The sequence below is a fragment of the Pusillimonas sp. genome, from assembly GCF_044464525.1.
In the GTDB taxonomy this organism is placed as follows: Bacteria; Pseudomonadota; Gammaproteobacteria; order Burkholderiales; family Burkholderiaceae_B; genus Pusillimonas.
On sequence record NZ_JBIQLE010000008.1, the window covers coordinates 20,932 to 39,943 of the forward strand.

The 19,012-nt window shown below is 60.7% G+C and carries 20 protein-coding genes; 12 read left to right on the forward strand and 8 right to left on the reverse strand.

Annotated features, from left to right (window positions below; translation table 11 throughout):
- Positions 1-204: 204 nt before the first annotated feature.
- The 7 genes from tehB to ACIY1O_RS06345 all read left to right on the forward strand — a co-directional run bounded on the left by tehB (position 205) and on the right by ACIY1O_RS06345 (position 6,357).
- On the forward strand, positions 205-771 hold the full coding sequence (tehB, locus tag ACIY1O_RS06315; protein ID WP_397474242.1) for a tellurite resistance methyltransferase TehB: 567 nt from the start codon (positions 205-207) through the stop codon (positions 769-771).
- 96 nt (positions 772-867) lie between these two features.
- Entirely contained in the window at positions 868-1,824 is a 957-nt protein-coding gene (locus ACIY1O_RS06320) for an ABC transporter substrate-binding protein (RefSeq protein WP_397474243.1), read from the forward strand.
- Positions 1,825-1,856: 32 nt separating this feature from the next.
- Positions 1,857-2,840: a FecCD family ABC transporter permease gene (locus ACIY1O_RS06325; RefSeq protein ID WP_397474244.1), complete on the forward strand. Its 984-nt coding sequence runs from the start codon at positions 1,857-1,859 to the stop codon at positions 2,838-2,840.
- 6 nt (positions 2,841-2,846) lie between these two features.
- On the forward strand, positions 2,847-3,917 hold the full coding sequence (locus ACIY1O_RS06330) for a FecCD family ABC transporter permease (protein ID WP_397474245.1): 1,071 nt from the start codon (positions 2,847-2,849) through the stop codon (positions 3,915-3,917).
- A 14-nt stretch (positions 3,918-3,931) separates the two neighbouring features.
- Positions 3,932-4,750 carry an ABC transporter ATP-binding protein gene (locus ACIY1O_RS06335; RefSeq protein WP_397474246.1) on the forward strand — a complete coding sequence of 273 codons (819 nt, stop codon included), beginning with the start codon at positions 3,932-3,934 and terminating at the stop codon, positions 4,748-4,750.
- A 76-nt stretch (positions 4,751-4,826) separates the two neighbouring features.
- Positions 4,827-5,414: a PadR family transcriptional regulator gene (locus ACIY1O_RS06340; protein ID WP_397474247.1), complete on the forward strand. Its 588-nt coding sequence runs from the start codon at positions 4,827-4,829 to the stop codon at positions 5,412-5,414.
- Between the two features lie 127 nt (positions 5,415-5,541).
- Positions 5,542-6,357 (forward strand): siderophore-interacting protein, encoded by an 816-nt coding sequence (locus tag ACIY1O_RS06345; protein WP_397474248.1) that lies wholly within the window; start codon positions 5,542-5,544, stop codon positions 6,355-6,357.
- A gap of 126 nt (positions 6,358-6,483) precedes the next feature.
- On the opposite strand, the gene ACIY1O_RS06350 is transcribed toward ACIY1O_RS06345, so the two are convergent.
- The 4 genes from ACIY1O_RS06350 to ACIY1O_RS06365 all read right to left on the reverse strand — a co-directional run bounded on the left by ACIY1O_RS06350 (position 6,484) and on the right by ACIY1O_RS06365 (position 8,715).
- Positions 6,484-6,828 carry a DMT family transporter gene (locus ACIY1O_RS06350; RefSeq protein ID WP_397474249.1) on the reverse strand — a complete coding sequence of 115 codons (345 nt, stop codon included), beginning with the start codon at positions 6,826-6,828 and terminating at the stop codon, positions 6,484-6,486.
- 141 nt (positions 6,829-6,969) lie between these two features.
- A complete protein-coding gene (locus tag ACIY1O_RS06355; RefSeq protein WP_397474250.1) occupies positions 6,970-7,281 on the reverse strand; it encodes a DUF1488 family protein in 312 nt (103 codons plus the stop codon).
- 84 nt (positions 7,282-7,365) lie between these two features.
- On the reverse strand, positions 7,366-8,052 hold the full coding sequence (locus ACIY1O_RS06360) for a DUF502 domain-containing protein (protein ID WP_397474251.1): 687 nt from the start codon (positions 8,050-8,052) through the stop codon (positions 7,366-7,368).
- A 141-nt stretch (positions 8,053-8,193) separates the two neighbouring features.
- Positions 8,194-8,715, reverse strand: a complete 522-nt coding sequence (locus ACIY1O_RS06365) for a cytochrome b (RefSeq protein ID WP_397474252.1) — start codon at positions 8,713-8,715, stop codon at positions 8,194-8,196.
- Between the two features lie 438 nt (positions 8,716-9,153).
- Here ACIY1O_RS06365 and ACIY1O_RS06370 point away from each other — a divergent pair, with 438 nt between their 5' ends.
- Complete coding sequence (locus ACIY1O_RS06370) at positions 9,154-9,423, forward strand: acylphosphatase (protein WP_397474253.1); 270 nt, start codon at positions 9,154-9,156, stop codon at positions 9,421-9,423.
- A 45-nt stretch (positions 9,424-9,468) separates the two neighbouring features.
- Here the strand turns inward: ACIY1O_RS06370 and ACIY1O_RS06375 are convergent, their stop codons facing one another.
- The 3 genes from ACIY1O_RS06375 to trxB form a co-directional block, all read right to left on the reverse strand.
- Entirely contained in the window at positions 9,469-10,437 is a 969-nt protein-coding gene (locus ACIY1O_RS06375; RefSeq protein WP_397474254.1) for an alpha/beta hydrolase, read from the reverse strand.
- 491 nt (positions 10,438-10,928) lie between these two features.
- On the reverse strand, positions 10,929-11,705 hold the full coding sequence (locus tag ACIY1O_RS06380) for a Smr/MutS family protein (RefSeq protein ID WP_397474255.1): 777 nt from the start codon (positions 11,703-11,705) through the stop codon (positions 10,929-10,931).
- On the reverse strand, positions 11,692-12,651 hold the full coding sequence (gene trxB, locus ACIY1O_RS06385) for a thioredoxin-disulfide reductase (RefSeq protein WP_397474256.1): 960 nt from the start codon (positions 12,649-12,651) through the stop codon (positions 11,692-11,694). The genes ACIY1O_RS06380 and trxB overlap by 14 nt, the downstream gene beginning before the upstream one ends.
- Positions 12,652-12,696: 45 nt before the next feature.
- On the opposite strand from trxB, the gene ACIY1O_RS06390 reads away from it, so the two are divergent.
- From ACIY1O_RS06390 to serS, 4 genes are all read left to right on the forward strand, one after another.
- Complete coding sequence (locus tag ACIY1O_RS06390) at positions 12,697-15,054, forward strand: DNA translocase FtsK (RefSeq protein ID WP_397474257.1); 2,358 nt, start codon at positions 12,697-12,699, stop codon at positions 15,052-15,054.
- Positions 15,044-15,772: an outer membrane lipoprotein chaperone LolA gene (lolA, locus tag ACIY1O_RS06395; protein ID WP_397474258.1), complete on the forward strand. Its 729-nt coding sequence runs from the start codon at positions 15,044-15,046 to the stop codon at positions 15,770-15,772. The genes ACIY1O_RS06390 and lolA overlap by 11 nt, the downstream gene beginning before the upstream one ends.
- Before the next feature lie 5 nt (positions 15,773-15,777).
- Complete coding sequence (locus ACIY1O_RS06400) at positions 15,778-17,091, forward strand: replication-associated recombination protein A (protein ID WP_397474259.1); 1,314 nt, start codon at positions 15,778-15,780, stop codon at positions 17,089-17,091.
- Positions 17,092-17,277: 186 nt separating this feature from the next.
- On the forward strand, positions 17,278-18,621 hold the full coding sequence (gene serS, locus ACIY1O_RS06405) for a serine--tRNA ligase (RefSeq protein WP_397474260.1): 1,344 nt from the start codon (positions 17,278-17,280) through the stop codon (positions 18,619-18,621).
- On the opposite strand, the gene ACIY1O_RS06410 is transcribed toward serS, so the two are convergent.
- Positions 18,618-18,965, reverse strand: a complete 348-nt coding sequence (locus tag ACIY1O_RS06410; protein ID WP_397474261.1) for a hypothetical protein — start codon at positions 18,963-18,965, stop codon at positions 18,618-18,620. The two genes, serS and ACIY1O_RS06410, sit on opposite strands and share 4 nt — an antisense overlap.
- Positions 18,966-19,012: the final 47 nt, after the last annotated feature.

Sequence of the window (19,012 nt, forward strand, 5' to 3'; positions counted from 1 at the left end):
TGTTCGCTAGGCGCGGACCATTCATAGCTTTGCCTCGATCACGCGCGCCTTGGCGGCACCCCGAGCCACTGGCGTCGGGTGAAGCCAAGTGCCGCAACACCGCCACGGCACGCGATGACGGCAACATGGTTATTAGCTTTGACGCGGCATGCTTGTCCTACACTAAGGCCCAGCCAGATAGGGCGCAAGTGATAAGGAGCACAAATGCCAGCAGATTTGAACCAAAAATACGGATTGAACCCCGCGCATAGCGAAGTCGTTGCGGCCTGTCAGGTCGTCAGCCCTGGCGATGTTCTTGATATGGGGTGCTCTAACGGACGTAATGCGCTATACCTTGGCGAGCGTGGTTTCGTTGTCACAGCGGTAGATCACAATCCCGCTGCGCTTGAACAATTGCAGTCCATCATCAGCCAGGAAGGCATCGATACAATCAGGCCGCGCCTGTATGACATCAGTGACGCAAGCCTCGACGCCGATTACGATTTCATTGCTTGCACGGTGACCCTGATGTTCATCGATCCATCAAGGGTCAAGGCTGTGCTGGCCGACATGCAGCAACACACCCGGCCAGGGGGGTATAACCTGATCGTTTGCGCCATGGACACCCCCGAGTATCCCTGCCCAATGAATTTCCCGTTTACTTTTGGGCCGAGCCAGTTAAGCGCCGAATACAAGGGCTGGGAACTGGTCAAATACAACGAAGACGTGGGAACCATGCACAATGGCGCCAGGCTGCAATTTGCGACCCTGTTGGCGCGCAAGGCCGCTTAATGGGCTTCAGTAGCCATTTTTCAAATCAGCTATAATTTCCGAAATAATAACAATTTGCATTACGGGAGGGGGTGCCTGGCCATTTTTTAGGTTGATATGCATATCCCCACTAACAGTTTCTCCACAGTTCGCGGTAACTTCACAAGTCGATTTGCGCGCTTTGCGCAGGCTATTGGAATCAGTCTTGCCTTGGCTGCCGGCGCTTCTTCCGCCGCGCATGCCCGGGACATCCAGACCGCCAAAGGCATCGTTCAAGTCGAAGGCACGCCTCAACGCGTAGTCACCCTCAGCGAAAGCGCCCTGGATACGGCGCTGGCCACTGGAATCCAGCCGGTCGGCACGGTTGCCACGCGCGGCAGCAACTCGGTCTCCGAATACCTGCGTGCGCGCGCGGGCAAGATCGGCATCGTCGGTACGGCGCGCGAGTACAACCTGGAAGCCATCCTGGCCTTGCAGCCCGATCTCATCCTTGCGCCTCAGGCGCTGTCCAGCGACATCTATAACAAGCTCAGCCTGATGGCGCCCACCATTGTTCCCGCCGCCAGTTTTTCCGACGACTGGCGCCTGATGGTCTCGACCTACGCGCAGGCCTTGGGCCGCGAAGAGCAGGTCGAAGAGGCCTATCAGGGGCTCGATACCCGTATCGGCCAATTACGTGAACGTCTGGGCGAACCCCGCACTGTGTCCGTCGTGCGCTGGATGCCGCAAGGGCCCATGATCATGTCAAGTAAAGTGTTCACCGGCCAGTTGCTCCATGCTTTGGGCTTCAAGACGCCCGAGCTTGCGGACAAACAGGGCGACAGGCCTCACAGCGATGTGCTCAGCCTCGAAAACCTGGGCGGACTCGATTCAGACTGGCTCTTTCTGGCCACGCTGAATAAAGAGGGCGCCGAAACTCTCGAGGCCACGAAGCGCCAGCCGGCCTTCACTCGCCTGGGCGCGGTCCGGGAAGGCAACGTCTCCACCGTCGACGGCCAAATCTGGAGCAGCGCGACCGGTGTGCTGGCCGCTGGCCTAATTCTTGACGACATCGAAAAAACCTTCCTTAACTGATGGGCTCGACCAGGCGGAATCCGGTCCCTTCTTTGGGCCGCGCGGCTTTTGTCGCGTCCATCGTCGTGGCCGTACTGGTGGTGGCCAGCCTTGCCTGGGGCGCGGGCGCCGTGTCCCCGCTCGATGCGCTGCGTGTGCTGGCCGGCATGTCCGACGATCCCGATGCGCAATTCGTGGTGGGCCAGTTGCGTTGGCCCCGCACCCTGCTGGGCCTTGTCGTAGGCGTATGCCTGGGCGCCGCCGGGGCGGTGCTTCAGGCCGCCACGCGCAATCCGCTGGCCGAGCCGGGGTTGCTGGGTGTCAGCGCCGGCGCTTCGTTTGCCGTGGTATTGGCCATTGGCTTGGGCGCAGGAGCGGCCACGCTCAACTTGGGCGTGGCCATTCTGGGCGCGATGGTGGGTTGTTTCCTGGTCCTGCTCGTGACCCAGATGCGGGACGTGGGCGACGATCCGGTTCGTCTGGTGCTGGCGGGTGCCGCGTTCAGCGGCATTCTGATGTCGCTTAGCGCCCTGATCCTGCTCTACGACCAGCGCACGGCGGACGAGATCCGCTTCTGGATCATCGGTGCCCTGGGCGGCCGTCCGGCCGAAGCCTTGAGCTGGAGCGTGGGGGGAACCATTGTGGGCTTGCTGCTGCTGGCGCCCGTACTACGGCCGCTGGCGGCGTTGGCTCTGGGTGAGAACCTGGCCACCGGGCTCGGCCATCGGCCGCGCGCCACCCGCATCTGGGCATTGGCTTCGGTGGCCATCCTTGTGGGCACCGCCACCGCGGCGGCGGGCCCCATCGCCTTCGTCGGTCTGGTCGTGCCTTTCGTGGCCCGGCGCCTGGTGGGCACGGATATCCGCCGCGCCCTGGTCCTGTCGTTGCTGGTGGGGCCGGCCCTGGTCCTGTTCACTGACATTATTTCCCGCCTGCTGATCAGGCCCTACGAACTGCCGATAGGCGTGGTCACGGCTTTCGTGGGTGCGCCTTGCCTGGTCGCCATTGTGCGCAGCCGGCGTCTTCCAAACCTTTGAAGAATCATGAGCGCCCTTTCTTCATCCTCCGCCGCCCGCAGCGCGCCCAATGGCTATGCCTTGCTGCAAGCAGGCGGTCTGCACGTGCTGGTCTATCGGCGCAGTGTGTGGGCCGCACTGCTGCTGGGCGCCGCTTTGCTGATCTTGTCGGCAGTCAGCCTCTCGACTGGATCGGCGGGCATGTCGCCCGTCGAAGCCGTCATGGCGGCTTTCGGAGTCGGGCCGGACATGCAGGTCTTTCTTATCCAGCACTTGCGCCTGCCGCGTTGGGCGGCGGGCGTGCTAAGCGGCTTCGCTTTCGGTGTCGGCGGCTGCCTGCTGCAAACCTTGGCCCGCAACCGGCTTGCAACGCCCAGCATCATCGGCATCGATGACGGCGCAAGCGCCTTCGCCGTCGCTTCGATCGTGGCCGTGCCCACGTCCCTGGCGCCCTCTGCGCTGGCTCTGTGGGGGGCGGCGACCGCGGCCGTACTGGTCTTTGCGCTTTCGGCCGGCGCCGGCGCCCGCGGCTATCGTTTCATTGTGGTGGGGATCGCGGTGGGCGTGCTGTTCGGCGCGATCACCAATCTGATGCTGGCACGCACGGGAATAGACAGCGCGAACCAGGCCTATCCCTGGACGGTCGGCAGCCTAAATGCCAGGCCCGCCTTGTCAGTGTGGCTGCTGGCGAGCGGCGTGGCCCTATGCCTGCCGGCGGCCAAGTACGTTGCCCGCGCCCTTAACCAACTGAGGCTGTCGGACGCGGTGGCCATCGGCTTGGGCGCGAACCTTGCCAGAACCCGGGCGGTGGTGTTGATCTTGACTGTGGTGCTGACCGGACTGGCGGTTGCAGTGGCGGGGCCGGTGGGTTTAATCGCGCTTGCCGCGCCCGAGGCCGCCCGCCATCTGGCCGGAAACCGGGGTGTGCCGGTGATGCTATCGGGCCTGGCGGGCGCTTTGATGATGATCACCGCCGACTGGGTGGGCCGCACCTTGTTCGCCCCGATCGAAATTCCCGTCGGCGTCATTACGGCCGTCGTTGGCGGGCCCTATCTGCTGTGGATACTGCTGCGCAAGCCCGGCAGGGGCATGGCATGAAGAAGGAGCCTCTCTTGCACGATAATTCCGATGCCGCAAGCGGCCATGGCAACGTCTCGCGCCTGCGGGCCAGCCACGTGGCGCTGGGCTACGAAAAAACCACCATCATCCAAGACCTGTCCGTCGCCATACCCGATGGGCTGGTCACGGCCATTGTCGGCCCCAACGGCTGCGGCAAGTCGACGCTTCTGGCGGGCCTTTCACGGTTGCGCAAGCCTTTTGGCGGAGCGATTTTGCTGGACGGGCGGGCGATTTCAAGCTGCTCGTCCCGTGACGTGGCGCGCAAGCTTGCGCTGTTGCCCCAGGACGCCATCGCGCCGGACGGCATGACTGTGTCCGAACTGATCCGTTTTGGGCGCCAGCCCCACCAGGGGCTGCTGCGCCAGTGGTCGAAAGAGGATGAAGACATCGTCGATGCCGCGCTGCGGGCGACCGATCTGCTTGATTTGGCCGATCGGCCGCTGGAAGCCATGTCCGGCGGCCAGCGCCAGCGCGCCTGGATCGCCATGGCTGTTGCCCAGGCAACGCCGCTGCTGCTGCTGGACGAGCCCACTTCGGCGCTGGAGCTGGGCCACCAGATCGAGGTCTTCGAGCTGATACGAGGCCTGGCCCGGCAAGGCAAGACGGTGGTGATGGTGGTGCACGATCTTTCCAGCGCCTGCCGCTATGCCGACCATCTTGTCGCCATGCGCGGCGGCGCCATCGTGGCCGAAGGCCGGCCCGCAGACATCGTTACGCCGCAGCTTGTGGAACGGCTGTATGGGGTGCGATGCACGCTGGTGCCCGACCCTTGTACCGGCACGCCCATTATCGCGGGCCTGAGCCGAGTGTGACGGCTGCTTGGGAAAAGCTTGATTTTAATTTAAATAAATCTTAAGATATATCGTAAGATATGTTTAAAGGCTAGCCATGAGTATGGAAACATCGCCGGATGAAGCTGGTTCCATTACCCGCGGACGCAAGTTCACGGGGCCCGAACTGTACCTGATGGCGCTCGAGTTGTTGGGGCGTGAATCGCGACACGGCTACGAGATCATCAAAGAGCTCAAAGCAATGTCGCTTGGTTTTTACAGTCCGAGCCCCGGTGCTTTGTATCCTGTGTTGGGCCAGATGGTAAAACAGGGCCACGTTGTGGCCGAAGCCGACGGCAAGCGCAAATGCTACATGCTGTCCGCTAAAGGGCGTCAACATCTCGACGCGCAGGCCCAGGTGGTGGAACAGCTTTTTGCGCGGTTGCGCCACGCGGCAAAGAAAATGCTGTGGATCAGCCAGCGCATGGATCCCGAGGCTGCGGCGCAGGCAACGGGGTGGTTGCCCGAGTTCGTCAATGCCAGGGCGGCACTGCGAACAGCCATGCTTGCCGGCAGCGATGCCGACCATCGCGACCAGCGCCGCCTGGTCGATATCCTGAACCGTGCCGTGGCCGAGATCGAAGGCCATTCCGTATCGCCGGCGCCGGCCAAACCTCATTCGCTGCCGCAGGATAATTCCTGTTGAACTCCACCATCCAACGGCAACCTCAGGGCCTGTCGATATTTATTCGCCCGCGCAGGCATTCCTGTTCCGTTGGCCCGAAAAGGGCGACCGCTTCAAGCGCAAACGTTTTCAGAAAAGTGAATACTCCATGACCCAAGTCGATCTGACCGTACAAAAATTACGGCACACCATCAAGCTGCGCCGGCTGAAAGTCGGCCGCATCACCGAACTGACGCCTTCCATGCGCCGCATCACTCTGGTGGGCGATGAGCTGGAAGGCTTTTATTCGGCGTCTTTCGATGATCACGCCAAATTGTTCTTTCCCGCCGAGCCGGGTGCTGAGCTGATCCTGCCTACAACCGGGCCCAACGGCATGCAGTACGCCGACGATGCCCCGCGCCCCGTTATGCGCGACTACACGCCGCGCCGGTACGACCCGGCAAAGCAAGAGCTGGATATCGATTTCGTCCTGCAACACAGTGGTCCAGCCACCGATTGGGCTGCGGCGGCGTCGGTCGGCGATGAGCTGGGAGTGGGCGGGCCGCGCGGCTCTTTCGTCATTCCCACGGGCTTCGACTGGCACTTGCTGATCGGAGATGAAACCGCCATGCCCGCCATCGGGCGCAGGCTCGAAGAATTGCCGCAGGGCGTCCAGGCGCTGGTCATCGTCAAGACGCGCGACGAAGCGTCGCGCATCGATTTCCACGCGGGCTGCAATCTGCGCACCCAGTGGGTGTCCGACGACGCTTCCGCGCCGGCCGACGGCATGGATCCACTCGAGCGCGCCGTGCGCGCACTTGAGCTGCCCGAAGGCGAGGGCTATATCTGGGCCGCGGGTGAATACTCTCCCATCCAGAAAGTGCGCGAACACCTGGTCAAAGAGCGCGGCATCGACAAAGGCCGTATCCGCGCGGCCAGCTACTGGCGCAAAGAAGCCCCCGCCACCCACGTCAACTTTGAATGAGCACCGCTTGCCGGGCTAAGCGGCGCCCGCCTCTTCATCCCGCGGGGCGGGTCGAGAGCGGCGGCGAACACCTGCCCGGCAGGAATGTGTTTCATCTTGGCCGGAAAAAGCGGGGCCAGACGGGTGTCAATGTCCGATCGATTTCGAGAATCCGTTGACGATCACCACGCCGACGATGATGAATCCGAGGCCGATCAACGCGGCCAGGTCGAGCTTCTGGCCGAACAGCACGTAACCTATGATTGAAATCAATACGATGCCCAGGCCGCTCCAGATGGCGTAGGCCAGCCCCACAGGCATGGTCTTGAGCACGATGGACAGAAAATAGAAGGCGGCCAAGTAGCAAACGGCCATCGTCAAGGTGGGAAACAGGCGCGTGAACTGCTCTGATTTTTGCAGCATGGTCGTGCCTATTACTTCCAGGACGATGGCCACGCCCAGGGCGCCGTACGCCGCAATGATCGGTTTCATGAGTGTCTTGATGGTTGGCAATACACGAATTATGCCCTGAGTTCCGTGCGCCCATCGCGCCGGAACGTATCCGGGGTGCCGTTTCCGACGGCGCCGACTTCATCTGCATCGGCTTGAGCCTGGCCTTGTGTCTTCTAAGCCTCAGCCAGGGCCGCCCGACTCGCCCGGCGAGATGCCTCCCCGGTTGTTCTTGGGTTCGAAATCGCCGCTGCCCAGCTCTATGATGCCGTCGGTGGGTGTGTTGCGTGCATCTTCCGCTGCGCGGATGATGTGCTGCCGGCCTTTTTCAAAAGCGTCCAGCAGCTCGGCAGGGTCGCCGTTTTCTGCGTCGAACGCCTGCAGCAACGCGTCTCCGGAGATTTCATATTTGCGCTTGCCGACACCGTCGCCCCACGAGAAACGAATATAGCCGTCTTGATATTTGGCCCCGGTCATCTTGGCGAATTCACCCATTGCAGCCTCCTTGCATTACTGTGGACACATTCTTCATGGTAGTGCCTTTGGCAGAAGCCAAGAGTACGCGCTTGCAAGAGGGTGTTACGGCCGACCGGAAGGGCGGGGCCCGACCGGATTGGAGCCTGTCGTTTCCGACTGGTTTGGGTCGGCTTCTTCGGCTTCTTCAGCGTCTGGCTTGGCCGGCGCCGAACGAGCCATCCAGGCGATAAGCGACGAACGCATGGCTTCTTCGACCGACATCTCGATGGGTTGCACCCATTCGGCCGGAACGAAAACGGTGTAGCCGCCTATCATGTAGCCCATGGGTAAATAAACGGCCACCCTGTCACCCCTGGTGAAGCCGTCGGGCAAGTCATCAACACCCTTGCGGGTGATTAGCCCCACAATCTCGATGGGCTGGCCGGGAAACCGCAGCAATACGACTTGCTGGCCGCCCTGCGAACCCCCGCCCGGCGAAAAATACTCTGCAAAACTCTTCACCGAGGAATAGATGCTTTTTATGACCGGGATGTTGTTGAACGGCAGTTCAAAAATGGATACCATGCCGCGGACTCGCCGCATTGAAAGCAGGTAGCCCAGGGCGATAATAAAAAGCACTGCAACGGCCAGCCCCATGCCCGGTATGTAGATGTCGCCGATGATGGGCCCCAGCAGCGTATAGGCCAGGGTTTCGCTCCATGACAGAAATATGAACAACAAATACAAGGTAAGCGCCACAGGCAGGATGGCGATCAGCCCGCGTATGAAGTATTTTGAGAGGTTTTTCATGGGGCGGGTGCTCCTGGCGCGGAGAGCTGATGTGGGAGTAATCGCTGGTGATGATCTGATTTTACTTGGAATTACGAACGAAGGCCCGCAGACTGCGGGCCTTCAAAACGGCAAGCCGTGCGAGCCGCCGGCGCGCCGGATTTAGAACATGCGTTGGAGGACCCCGTCTTTTTTTACCAGGCCGTGAAACAGCGCGATACCGATGTGTCCCAGGATAAGGATGAGCAGTATCCAGGCGATGGGCGAGTGCAGGCTGCCCAAGCTGGCCATCCAGGGGATTTCTTCTCCCTTGGCGGCCAGCGCAATGCCAAACGGGGTAAGGCCGTAGCCGTTGCCGATCATGGTCAGGATGCCGGTGATGGGCATCAGCAGCATGGCGGCATACATCAAGCCGTGGCCCAACCTGACAAGCACGACGGTGGCCGGATCTTGCTCGGGGCGATTCCCTTTTTGCCTGGCCACCCAGAGCAGGCGAAGTACAACCAGCACCAATAGCGTGACCCCGATGGAGATATGCCAAGGCACCAGCGTTTCACCGACCCAGTGCTCACCGTCGTCGATGCGATCAAAGAACTTCAAGACCTGCCAGCCGATCAATACGGCCATTGTCCAGTGAAAAATGCGCGAAATACTGCCATAGCGTTGTTTTGAATCGTGGATCATTGGACAAGATACTCCATCAGAAAATCGTATCGGTCTTGTTGGGCCATGCCCCGGCATGGTTATGCTACCGGGCTTGGCCGCGCCAGGCAATGCTTTCCAAAGAGCGGCAAGGCTGGGCGAGCACGCTTGGCAGGGACGAAAAAAAACGGGCCTTGCGGCCCGTAAAGGTACTACCAGAGCATATGAAAGAGCTTGCCCAGCCGTCGTTATGTCGACCAGGCACTTTCACTATAGCGGGATGAAAGCAGCGTTTTCTTGCGTTTTGTCAACAAAAAAGGCAATTTTAAGTTTTAAGCCCGGGTTCTTCGGCTTCAGCGCTTTTGCCGTGGCGTTCTGGTTGTGAAGCGCCCCCAAAAGTTGGCCGTGTCGCCAACCTGTGGGGCGTGTGCGGAAATTCGTTAAACTGCCGCTATGAAAACCTTAGGTTCGAATCACGGAATGGAAACTCTGGACGTGCGCATCACCGGCCGTGTCCAGGGCGTTGGTTTTCGCGCCGCTGCGGTCAGGCAGGCGCACCTTCTGGGTGTAACGGGCTGGGTGCGCAATGCGGCCGACGGTTCGGTTGAAGCGCTGATCCAGGGCGAGCCCGAGCAGGTCGACCAGATGCTGTCGTGGCTGCATCGCGGGCCGCCCTCGGCCAAAGTGGCCGAAGTAAAGCACAACCCGAACGATACCGAGCGCTACTTCGACAATTTCCAGCAGATATAGCGGTGCCACGCGGCCTGGTGGCTGGACGTGCTGCGATCCTGACGGCTAGAGGTTCATCAGCTTCAGCGCGGGTTCGCCGGCGATGCCGAACGGGTTGGCCAGGGTTTCCAGTATCTCGAAATGGTTGTAGCCCTTGCCTTCCAGCAATTGCACGGGTTTGCCGGCTTTTTCGACTTCGGCGGCAAAGTCTTTCGACTGGCGCATGAATTCCGGCGTTTCCTGGTCGCCGTAGACCAGCAGCAGCGGGGTGTTCAGCCTGTCGAGGCGCCGCTGGGGGCTAAGGGCCTGCTCCATTTCGTCGGTAAAGGCCACGTAATTGCTGCGCGAAGACAAGCGCACGGGCTTCAGGTCGAACATGCCGCTGACCAGCACCGCGCCCTTGATGATATCCGCCGGCACATCGTAATCGCTCTCCCAGTCGGCGGTGACCGCGACGCCGCCCAAATGGCCGCCTGACGAATGGCCCGACAGATAAATGCGGTTTTTGTCGCCGCCGAAGGATTCGGCATTCTTGTATGCCCAGGCGATGGAGTTCAGCACCTGCCGGGCCATGGGCATGAGGTCGCCGTCTTGTTCCAGGACGTTGGTAAAGTCGGGAATGAGCGTATGCGCGCCCCGCGCCACGAAGGGGTCGGCCACGAAGCCGTAGCTTTCGGCCGCGCCGACGCGCCAGGCCCCGCCGTGGATGAAAATATGAATGGGCGCGTTCGGCTCAGAGGCGGGGTACAGGTCTAGAGCTTCGGTTTTTGACTTTCCATAGGCCAGGCGCTTGGGCGCGCCCAGTCTGGCGCGGGTGATGTCGCTGTTGCTGGCATAGCGGCCCAGCACGGTCTGGATGTTGGGCGCGTAGTTGGCCTGGTCGTACACTTTGTCCAGGGTTGTCTGGTCGTAGTCCAGCCACACTTTGCCGTCGGCCGCCGAGGCCGAGCCGGCCACAGCCAGTGCCGTGGTGGCCAGTCCGGTGCCCATGAGATGGCGGCGTTCCTGGTTTATGGTTTCAAAAGGCGGGGCCATGCGGTTTCTCCTCGTATTTGTTTCTGCGACTATAAGGCGATTACGGGTTGAAGGCTGGTTGAAGGCATGATAAATCAATTCAATTACGGTGTGTTGCCCAATATAGGTGCATTCCCTAGGTGTGCAATGTAAGAGAATGGTGCAGAATGCTGTTCATGCAGGTGAGGAGACAAAGCCCTGCATGGGCACGCCGGGTTTACGGCATACAACAATGCACATACGCAGTACCCATAAAAAATAGAAACCACACCAAGGCCGGCGATTTATCGCCGGCCTTGGTGTTTTGGTTCGCTGTTCTTCTTGCCATGGCAGGAAAAGCGCCCGCTGACGAAATCGGCTCTACCCGTTTTCAATGGGAATGGACGCCCCTACGTGAAGACACACGGCATCAGGTGCCCTGAAGTGAGGGTGTCAATACTCACTGCATATCGGGGGGATAAGCATTTATCAGGCCCACCCAAGCACATCCAAGCACACGGAATTTGGCCGGGCTACCGTTGCGGCTCCGACCCCTGGTCTTCGTCCGCCCTAAGCAATACCAGCACCGCCCCCGCGCCGCCGTCGCGTTCGGCGCATTCCGTATAGGCCATCACGTCTTCAAGCTGAGTCAGCCAGCGCCTGACAGTTTCCTTCAGCACGGGTGCGTTGTTCTTGGAGCCATGGCCCTTGCCGTGCACGATGCGCACGCATCTTATGCTGTGTTGCAGGCACGAGCGTAAAAAGCCGTCCATGCGCAGGCGCGCTTCTTCCAGGGTGGAGCCATGCAGATCGAGACTGGCCCCAATGGGCCATTTTCCCTGGGCAAGCTTTTTCACTAGATCGGGGCCGTGGCCGGCCTGTGCAAAATGGGATGCGTCGGCGGCCAGCCGGGCCGGGGCGTAGTGGTCGGATACGGCCGCCGGCACGACAACTTCAAGGCCTGTGGCGGCCAGCCGCTTTTGCTTCAAGATCGAGCGGGGCGCCCTTGGCACCGGCGGCAAGATCACGCGGTTTGGCGGCGCCAGGGGCTGGACCGATTCAACCGCCCGGCGAAACAGGGCTTTGTCTTCCGCAGTTAGGGGCGAGGCGGCGACCGGCAAGGCTGCCTTGCCGGCCGGGTTGTTTGTGCCCGGTTCTTTTGCTTCAGGCACAGCCGTTTTGCCGCTCGCGGCAAAATTGCGGCGTTTGCGCTTGGGCGGGGCCGGGGCGGGCGTGCTGGCGGCTTCGGCCTGTTGCCGCAGCTGTTTCAGGTCGGCCAAGCCCGGCTTGCGCTTGTTACTGGTCTGCATTCTCCAGCCAGCGCTGTGCATCCAGGGCCGCCATGCAGCCGGTGCCGGCGCTGGTGATCGCCTGGCGATAGACATGGTCTTGAACGTCGCCGGCGGCAAATACCCCCGGTACGGATGTCATGGTGGCCAGGCCCTGCAGCCCGCTGCGGGTGACGATATAGCCGTCTTCCATATTGAGCTGGCCTTCGAAGATGCCGGTATTGGGCTTGTGGCCGATGGCGATGAACACGCCGGAGACGGCCATGTCGAGGGTATCACCGCTTTGGTTGTTGCGCAGCCGGGCGCCCGTGACACCGGATGCGTCGCCCAGGACCTCTTCAAGCTCGTAAAACAGCTTCAGTTTCATGTTGCCGTTGGCGACTTTATCCATTAGCTTGTCGACCAGGATGGGCTCGGCGCGGAATTTGTCGCGGCGATGCACCAGTGTGACCGTGGAGCAGATGTTTGATAGATAAAGAGCCTCTTCAACAGCCGTGTTGCCGCCGCCCACCACGATGACATCCTGTTTTTTATAGAAAAACCCGTCGCAGGTCGCGCAGGCGGACACGCCCCGCCCCATGAACTCTTGTTCGGAAGGCAGGCCAAGGTATTGGGCCGAGGCGCCCGTGGCGATGATGAGGGCGTCGCAGGTGTAGATTGCACCCGTATCGCCTGTTAGAGTAAAGGGGCGCTTGGAAAAGTCGACACTGACGATCTGGTCGTGGATGAGCTCGGTGCCAAACCGCTCGGCATGAGCCTGAAAGCGCAGCATAAGGTCGGGGCCCTGAACGCCCTGGGCGTCGGCGGGCCAGTTGTCCACGTCGGTGGTGGTCATAAGCTGACCGCCTTGCTCGATACCCGTGACCAAGACCGGTTCCAGGTTGGCGCGCGCCGCGTAAACCGCTGCGCTGTAGCCGGCCGGCCCCGAGCCAAGAATGAGTACTTTGACGTGTTTGGGTGTGGTCATCGTAGAAAATCCGTAAAAAGACATCCTGCCAATTATAATGAGTCCATGGCTAGATTACCCGCTGCTCCTTCCCGCTCTTCGCGTAACGTGCGTAACGGCCCTTCGCCGTTGCAAACTCGTCTTTCCGGGCTGGCGCGCGAAGCCCGTTGGATTCTCTTCGCCGCGCTGGCGGCCTGGCTAGGCCTGGTGCTTGCCACCTGGTCTCCTGTCGACCCTGCTTGGTCGCATTCTGTGCAAGCATCGTCCATCGCCAACGGCGGTGGCGTGCTCGGCGCCTATGTGTCCGATCTTTTGTTGTTCCTGTTCGGTTATTCGGCCTGGTTGTGGGTGGTCTTGCTGGCTCACCGCGTATTTGTGGGCTTTTACCGCTTGACCAGCGTCTTGCTTCCCGACTCCAAGGCCGAAATCCTTCCCCGCGTGCGCTGGGAAGTTGCGGTGGGCTTTGCACTGTTGTTCATTGGCGCCATGGGCCTTGAAGCCATGCAAAACGCCCATTTGGGCGCCCATCTGCCCGGCGGGGCCGGGGGCGAGCTGGGCAAACTGCTGGCCAGCGGCATGTCCACCGTGTTTGGCTCTACCGGCTGCGCCTTGTTGCTGCTAGTCTTCATGGCAGTGGGCGCTAGCCTGTTCTTCGGGTTTTCGTGGCTGCACGTTGCCGAGCGTATCGGGGGCGCCATAGAAACCAGTGTGCGCCGCCTGCTTGAGCTTAAAGCTGCTCGCGAAGACCGCAAGGTCGGCGTGGCTAAAAAGGCCGAGCGCGAAGAAAGCGTGGTCGCCAAGCAAGAGCAGCTTGTACACGAGCAGCCCGTACGCATCGAGCCGGCCATCGTATCAGTGCCCAAGTCGGTGCGGGTCGAAAAAGAAAAGCAGAAAACATTGTTCAGCGCCCCGGCCATACCCGGCGGCGGGGGCGACCTGCCCGCCATCAGCCTCCTAGACCCGGTTACCGAGCACATTGAAACGGTGTCGCCCGAAACCATCGAGTTCACCTCACGCCTCATCGAGAAAAAGCTTTCTGATTTCGGAGTAAAGGTGGTCGTTGTGTCGGCCCAGGCCGGGCCTGTCATTACCCGCTACGAAATCGAGCCGGCCACCGGCGTCAAGGGCAGCCAGATCGTCAATCTGGCCAAAGACCTGGCTCGGGCGCTAAGCCTGGTCAGCATTCGGGTGGTCGAAACCATACCCGGCAAAAACCTGATGGGGCTCGAACTGCCCAATCCACGCCGCCAGATGGTCAAGCTGTCCGAGATCGTCGGTTCGCAAACCTACTACGCCGCGCCCTCGGTGCTGACCATGGCGCTGGGCAAGGACATCGCCGGCAACCCCGTGGTGGCCGACCTGGCCAAGATGCCCCACCTGCTGGTGGCCGGCACCACGGGCTCGGGCAAATCGGTGGGCATCAACGCCATGATCCTGTCGCTGTTGTACAAGGCCGATGCCACGCAAACCCGACTTATCCTCATCGACCCCAAAATGCTCGAAATGAGCATCTACGAAGGTATTCCGCACCTGCTCGCCCCGGTGGTCACCGACATGCGCCATGCCGCCAACGCCCTTAACTGGTGCGTGGGCGAAATGGAAAAGCGCTACCGCCTGATGAGCAAGATGGGGGTGCGCAACCTGGCGGGTTACAACACCAAGATTCGCGACGCCATCAAGCGCGAAGAGCCCATTCCCAACCCGTTCTCTTTAACTCCCGACGCGCCCGAGCCGCTCGAAGCCCTGCCCACCATCGTCGTCGTCATCGACGAGCTGGCCGACCTGATGATGGTCGTGGGCAAGAAAATAGAAGAGCTTATCGCCCGGTTGGCGCAAAAGGCGCGCGCGGCCGGCATACACCTTATCCTGGCGACGCAAAGGCCCAGCGTTGATGTCATAACGGGGCTTATCAAGGCCAATATTCCCACCCGCATCGCTTTCCAGGTGTCATCCAAAATCGATTCGCGCACCATTCTTGATCAAATGGGGGCTGAAACCTTGCTGGGCCAGGGCGACATGCTTTACATGCCCCCCGGCACCGGCCTGCCCACGCGTGTGCATGGCGCGTTTGTGCACGATGACGAAGTGCACCGCGTGGTCGACTACCTTAAAGAGCAGGGCGAGCCCAACTATATCGAAGGCCTGCTTGAAGGCGCACTCGAAGGCGAAACCGGCGACGGCCTGGGCAGTGTCACGGGTTTTGCCGACGCCGAGTCCGACCCGCTATACGACCAGGCAGTAGAAGTCATTCTCAAGAATCGCCGTGCTTCCATTTCGTCGGTTCAGCGGCATTTGCGCATAGGCTACAACCGGGCGGCGCGTCTGCTCGAGCAGATGGAGCAGGCCGGCCTGGTGTCCGCCATGCAGGCCAATGGCAATCGCGAGATTCTCGTACCGGCCGGAGACTCATCCAATGCGGATTGAAAGAAGTTTGAACAACCCAGGCGCCCCACAGGTGGAAACTGCGCGCAGCGCCCTTGAACAGCGTTCTCTCTGCGGCGCGTTGAGCAATTCGTCGCGTTGTCTGCGGCGTTTTGTGGCGTTTGCCGCTTTGGCGCTTGCCCCCGTGCTTGCGTCTGCCGCCGACGCGCCTGCGCAATTGAACAGCTTTGTGTCCAATGTGGCTTCGGCAACCGGCGATTTCACCCAACAAACCACCGGAGGTCAGGCTCAGAGCCGGCCCGAGCAGTCTGGCCAGTTCTCGTTCCAGAGGCCGGGCAAGTTTCGCTGGCACGTAAAAAAGCCATACGAGCAGCTCATCGTTTCCAACGGCGAAAACGTATTGCAGTACGACCCCGACCTGGCCCAGGTCACCCAGCGCACGGTGGATCAATCCATCGGCGCCTCGCCGGCGGCCATTTTGTTCGGCTCGGGGTCTCTGGATGAATCTTTCGATGTTCAGCCGCTGCCCGACGACGACGGCTTGCAATGGCTAAGAGCCACGCCGCGCGGCCCCGATGCGGGCTTCACCCACGTCGACATTGGTCTTCGCAACGAGTTGCCGGCCCGGCTTTTGTTGCTTGACGCATTTGGCCAGACGACACGTATCGACTTGTTCAATATTCAAAGCAACCCTCAATTGCCCGCGTCGCAGTTCGAATTCACGCCGCCCGACGACGTTGACGTCGTAAGGATGCAGTAAAGGGCATGGCCGATCTTTTTTCACAAGAGCCCATTGCGCCGCTTGCAGAGGCGCTGCGGCCCCGGACCCTGGACGACGTAATTGGGCAGCCGCAGCTACTGGGGCAGGGCAAGCCTTTAAGGCTTGCATTTCAGTCGGGCAAGCCGCATTCCATGATCTTGTGGGGCCCTCCGGGCGTGGGAAAGACCACGTTGGCGCGCCTTACCGCTCAGGCTTTCGATTGCGAGTTCATTGCCTTGTCGGCGGTGTTCTCGGGTGTAAAGGATATCCGGGCCGCCATGGAGCAGGCCCAGCACAACCTGTCCTTGGGCAAACACACGATACTTTTCGTGGATGAAATCCACCGCTTCAATAAATCCCAGCAAGATGCATTGCTGCCCTATGCCGAATCAGGGCTGGTGACATTCATCGGGGCCACCACCGAAAACCCTTCTTTCGAGGTGAATTCGGCTCTGCTGTCGCGTGCCCAGGTCTATGTGCTGCAATCGCTAAGCGAAGACGAGCTTCGGCAGCTCTTTGACAAAGCCGCCAAACACGCTTTTGAAGACCTCACGTTCGACGAGGTCGCCGTCGATACGCTGATCGGTTATGCCGATGGTGACGCCCGGCGCTTTCTCAACCTGCTCGAGCAATCCGGCACGGCTGCCCACGCCAGCGGCGTCAGCCACATCGACGCCGCATTCATTGAAAACGCCCTTACGCTTAATGCGCGGCGTTTCGACAAGGGCGGCGATAATTTCTACGATCAGATTTCGGCCCTGCATAAGTCGGTAAGGGGTTCCGACCCCGACGCCTCGCTGTATTGGTTGTGCCGCATGCTGGACGGCGGGGCCGATCCGCGCTATTTGTCTCGACGCATCATTCGCATGGCTTGGGAAGACATCGGGCTGGCCGACCCCAGGGCATTGCAGATAGCCAACGATGCCGCGCAAACCTACGAGCGCCTCGGCTCACCCGAGGGCGAGCTGGCCTTGGCCCAGGCTGTCATCTACCTGGCCGTCGCCGCCAAGAGCAATGCCGGCTACATGGCCTACAACCAGGCTAGGGGCTTCATCAAAAAAGACAAAAGCCGTGAGGTGCCGGTGCATTTGCGTAATGCACCCACCAAGCTCATGAAAGAATTGGGCCATGGGCGGGCCTACCGCTACGCGCACGATGAGCCGCACGGCTATGCCGCCGGCGAAAGCTATCTGCCCGAAGGCATGCCCGAGCCCGGTTGGTACCAGCCTGTTGCGCGCGGCCTGGAATCAAAAATCGCCGACAAGCTGGCTTTCTTGAAGACCCTGGACGACGAAGCGGGCGGGAAGGGCGGGGTTTGAGCAGACGGCCAAGCCCCGTCATAAGGGCTACCTTGCCGTACGGGTAAAATCCAATCTGTTTGCTTGCCCACTGGCAAGTTGCTTTGCCTTTCGATCGGCTTGGCCGGCATGCATTGCGAATGCGTGCGGGCCAGTAATGCCGAATGGTCCACAACGCGTTTTTCATCCATTTATTTTCCTGCCGACATGCTAGATCCCAATCAGCTACGTAAAGACCTTCCTTCTGTGGTGAGCGCGCTTCAGCGCCGCGGCATTTCCTTCGACGTCGAGCGATTCAACGCGCTAGAGGCGCGTCGCAAAGCCGTCCAGGTTGAAACCGAAACCTTGCAGGCAAGGCGCAACGCGGTTTCCAAGTTGATTGGCCAGCTCAAATCCCAAGGCGAAGACGCCACGGCCGAAATGGCCGAATCGCAAGCCATACCTGCGCGCCTCAAAGAGCTTGAAAACGATTTATCGCAGGTTCAGGAAGAGCTGAATGGCTGGCTCGCCACGGTGCCGAACCTGCCTCACGAAAGCGTGCCGGCCGGAGCATCCGAAGCTGACAACGTCGAGGTAAGGCGCTGGCTTCCCGGCGAAGCCGGCAGCGACGGCAACCCGCCTTCTTTAGGCTTCGAGCCCAAAGACCATGTCAGCCTGGGTGAGCCCCTGGGCCTTGATTTCGAAGCCGCCCGCAAGCTGTCGGGCGCCCGCTTCATGATGCTGCGCGGCCCCATCGCGCGCCTGCACCGCGCTTTGGCGCAGTTCATGCTTGATCTGCAAACAGGCGAACATGGCTATGAAGAGTGCTATACCCCTTATATTGTCAACAGCTCGACCCTGTTCGGAACGGGCCAGTTGCCCAAGTTCAAGGACGACATGTTTTGGGTGACCAAGGGCGGCGATGACGAAGAGCAGCGCGACGAGCAGGGCAACCTTGTCGAGCGTGAAGACCTCTACCTGATTTCCACTTCTGAAATCACCCTGACCGGTTCAGTGCGCGATTCCATTTTGCCTATGGCCGATTTGCCCATCCGCCTGACCGCCCACACGCCGTGCTTCCGTTCAGAGGCCGGCAGCGGCGGGCGGGACACGCGCGGCGTTATCCGCCAGCATCAATTCGACAAGGTGGAAATGGTGCAGATTGTGCACCCCGAGGATTCTTATCGCGCCCACGAAGAAATGGTGCGGCACGCCGAGACCGTGTTGCAGCGCTTGGGCCTGCCTTACCGCGTTGTGCTGCTGTGCGGCGGCGACATGGGTTTTGGCGCCACCAAAACCTATGATCTTGAAGTTTGGCTGCCGGCACAGAATACCTGGCGTGAGATTTCGTCGGTGTCAAATTGCGAGGCCTTCCAGGCGCGCCGCATGCAGGCACGCTATCGTCCTGAAAAGGGCAAGCCCGAGTATCTGCATACCCTGAATGGATCAGGGCTGGCCGTGGGGCGCGCCCTGGTGGCCGTGCTTGAAAACTACCAGCAGCCCGATGGCAGCGTTATTGTGCCCGAGGTGTTGCGGCCTTATATGGGCGGCCTGGAGCGACTGAGCGGCTAAGCTTTGCCGGCGGGGCGCCTGAAGTGATCTGCAAGTTTATGGGCGGTTGTGCTCGAATGCTTCGCCTTCCATCGCTCGCGCAGGCTGGAGCACTGTATCAGTACAAGCAGCCAGATCAGCAAGGACAAGACGGTTGCCAACCCGCCGCCCAGGCTGCCGTAGCCGGTGTCGGCCGAGGCGCTGATATGCAAGAGATGGGCTACCGGTGGAATATTGCCAAGCAGTTCGATGACCAAGTTGCCGGGCAACTGATAAAGCCACTTAAAGACATGCCAGGCTTCAGCCGGGCTGATGGCGCCGTCGTTGTTGGCGTCGAGCACGAGATTGAACGATTCGATCCACATGACAACCTCCGTTGATGAGGCGTTCGGCTTAAGCCGGACCACATGGG